This is a genomic window from Actinoallomurus acaciae, assembly GCF_042429965.1.
In the GTDB taxonomy this organism is placed as follows: domain Bacteria; phylum Actinomycetota; class Actinomycetes; order Streptosporangiales; family Streptosporangiaceae; genus Actinoallomurus; species Actinoallomurus acaciae.
Window position 1 is genome coordinate 1 of the sequence record NZ_JBHLZP010000781.1, and the last position, 2,859, is coordinate 2,859.

The following is a 2,859-nucleotide window of genomic DNA, read 5'->3' on the forward strand; positions in this document are numbered from 1 at the left end:
GCGCCGCAGCGCGACCTGCTGGGCCATCGTGCCGCTCGGGAAGAACAGCGCGGCCTCCTTGCCCAGCAGCGCGGCGAGGCGGCGCTCCAGCACCGCCATCGGCCCGTCGGGGCCGTCGGGCGGCGTGCCGGCGTCCACCAGGTCGAGCAGGCCTTCGAGCACGACGCGGGGCCGCCGGCGAATCGGCGCGTGCAGGAACAGCGATCGCCGGATCTCCGGAGTCGTCGCGGTCACCCCGGCCTCCTCATGACTCGCGCCAGCGGGCGGCGGGCCCCGGCCACGGCGGCGGAGCGGGCCACTCCGCGGAGGAGGCGCCGCCGCGGGCGGTGAGCCAGGCGAGCAGCTCATGGCCCGGCGCGCTGATCTCCGGGCCGGCGCCGAGGCGTACGTCCACGTCGAGGTCGGTGGCGCGGACGCGGCCGGCGGCCAGGCCTCCGTCGAGCCGGATCGCCTCCAGCGTCTCGGTCAGCTCCCACCGGACGTACGCCGGCGACCAGTCGGTGTAGGTGTAGCCGAAGTCCAGGTCGAGGTGGTGCGCCTCGACCTCGCGCCAGCGGCGGTACAGGACGTACCAGGCCGGATGCGCCCAGCCGGAGCGGGCCGCGACCGTGGACCGCCACGCGGCCTCGGGCAACGTGGTGGCCTGGAGGGCGAACCGCTCGACGGCGACGCGCAGTTCGGCGCGCAACTCGGCCGCGGGACGGCCGGAGTTCACCTCGATGCCGGCGTCGCGTACGTGGTCGTCCGGGTACTGCCGGATCATCGCGCCCGTCCGGGCCCATTCGAGCAGGTTCCAGCACGAGTCGGCGTTGCGGGCGAGGTGCGCGAGCACGTGCCCGCGGGTCCAGCCTGGCAGCCGCGCCGGGGCGCGCAGGTCGTCGTCGGCCAGCTTCGCCGCGGTCGCCGTCAGCCGTTCGCTCGCGGCCGCCACCTCCGCCAATGTCGCGCCTACGTTCTCCATCGCCTCTCCTCCCACCGGGGCTCGCCACACAGAATCATCGTCCATCGGTGCCCCCATCGGACTGAGGGCCGGTGAAGGGCCGACGGAGAACGGCCGTTACTCAACCGTTACTTGTTACTGACTGGTCAAGTTCCTGTGACTAAGTTAATTTACTGGTCAGTAACCGCTGTGTGACCTGATTCACACTCCTGGCGTGCCGTCCCCTGCTCCCCCTCGCCCCCGGGAGGATCCGTGCTGCCCCGCCGCGCACTACGGTCGCTACTCACCGCCGCCACCGCCCTGCTGGGTGCGACGCTGCTCGCACCCGCCGCCCAGGCCTCCGACCCGATCGACGCCGCCAAGGCCCTCGCCGCACCCGGCGTGCCCGGCGCGAACGACTGGTCGTGCCGCCCGAGCACCGCCCACCCGCGCCCGGTCGTCCTCGTCCACGGCACGTTCGCCGACGGCACCGTGAACTGGATCACCGACTCTCCCGCCCTCGCGGCGCGGGGCTACTGCGTCTTCGCCCTGACGTACGGGGCGCAGGCCGGCGTCCCGGTGCTGCGGGCGATCGGGCCGGTGGCCGACTCCGCCGCACAGCTGTCCACGTTCGTCGACGGCGTCCTCGCCGCCACCGGCGCGTCGCAGGCCGACATCGTCGGGCACTCACAGGGCGGCATGATGCCGCGCTACTACATCAAGTTCCTCGGCGGCGCGGCCAAGGTGCACACGCTCGTCGGCCTGGCGCCCTCCAACCACGGCACCACGCTCGACGGTCTGGCGGCGCTGGCCACGCAGTTCCCGGGCGCGGCCGGCGTCCTGAACTCCGCCTGCCCCGCCTGCACCGACCAGTTCGTCGGATCGGACCTGCTCACCCGGTTGAACTCCGGCGGCGACACCGTCCCGGGCGTGAGCTACACCGTGATCGCGAGCCGGTACGACGAGGTCGTCACGCCGTACTCCAGCCAGTTCCTCAGCGGCGGCGACGTGCACAACGTGACGTTGCAGGACCTGTGCGCCGCCGACATCTCTGAGCACGTCGCGATGGCCTTCGACCCGGTCGTGCTGCACGAGACCGAGAACGCCCTGGACCCGGCGCACGCCTCGCGGACCACCTGCCTGTCACACGGCTGATCCACCACCGGCCCCGCCAGACGGAGGCCGGGGATCTCATCCCCGGGTCCCCGGCCTCCGTGCACCACGCTCAGGTGATCCAGCCGCCCTCCCGCGCCTGCTCGAGCGCGTCGTGCGCCCCCGGGGTGTCGAGCATCTCCAGCCCGCGGATCGCCCAGAACCGCACCGAGTCGTCGTCGCTCTCCAGCTCCCCGGCCAGCACGCCCAGGGCTCGCGGCGACCGCGCCTCGGAGATCAGCTCCAGGAGCCAGCAGCGCAGCTCGTCATCCTCTTCTCGGGCGAACTCGGCGATGAGCTCGTCCACGTACGCGTCCGCGTGCTCACGCAGAAAGTCGAAGCCGTGCGTGCGGAGCCGGGCCTCCGGGCTCCGCATCGACTCCAAGGCCTGCGCGAAGCGCCGGTTGGTCATCAGGTCGTCCTCGCGTCCACAACGAATACGGGATACGGACGCATTGCATGGTAAACGCCGGATACGACATTCCCGGCCGATACCGCTCCGCCTTCAGAGCGGGGCGGACCAGTCGAGCGTGCGGACGACCTCTTCGTCGGGGACGCCCGCGGGTCCGGTGCCGGGTCGCCCGGCGGGTGCACGGCCGGCCGTCAGCCGGGCACTGGTGGCCGTGTTGAGCTCCACGCGGGGCCGCCGCAGCCGCTCGTACGCCTCCAGGGCCGCCTCCGTGGACGGTGCGTCGCGCAGCGCCTTGGCCAGCACGACCGCGTCCTCCATCGCCATGGAGGCGCCCTGCCCGGTCGCCGGGGAGGCGGCGTGCGCGGCGTCGCCGATG

At 72.9% G+C, this 2,859-nt stretch carries 5 protein-coding genes; 1 reads left to right on the forward strand and 4 read right to left on the reverse strand.

From position 1 onward, the window contains the following. The coding region (locus ACFFNX_RS46840) for a beta-eliminating lyase-related protein (protein ID WP_378212848.1) at window positions 1-234 on the reverse strand (234 nt) is incomplete at its 3' end. 10 nt (window positions 235-244) lie between these two features. Continuing rightward, a complete protein-coding gene (locus ACFFNX_RS46845) occupies window positions 245-961 on the reverse strand; it encodes a maleylpyruvate isomerase family mycothiol-dependent enzyme (protein WP_378212849.1) in 717 nt (238 codons plus the stop codon). 231 nt (window positions 962-1,192) lie between these two features. On the opposite strand from ACFFNX_RS46845, the gene ACFFNX_RS46850 reads away from it, so the two are divergent. Next, complete coding sequence (locus ACFFNX_RS46850; RefSeq protein ID WP_378212851.1) at window positions 1,193-2,074, forward strand: esterase/lipase family protein; 882 nt, start codon at window positions 1,193-1,195, stop codon at window positions 2,072-2,074. A 70-nt stretch (window positions 2,075-2,144) separates the two neighbouring features. Here the strand turns inward: ACFFNX_RS46850 and ACFFNX_RS46855 are convergent, their stop codons facing one another. Next, on the reverse strand, window positions 2,145-2,483 hold the full coding sequence (locus tag ACFFNX_RS46855; RefSeq protein WP_378212852.1) for a HEAT repeat domain-containing protein: 339 nt from the start codon (window positions 2,481-2,483) through the stop codon (window positions 2,145-2,147). A 93-nt stretch (window positions 2,484-2,576) separates the two neighbouring features. Continuing rightward, the coding region (locus ACFFNX_RS46860) for an FAD-dependent monooxygenase (protein ID WP_378212853.1) at window positions 2,577-2,859 on the reverse strand (283 nt) is incomplete at its 5' end.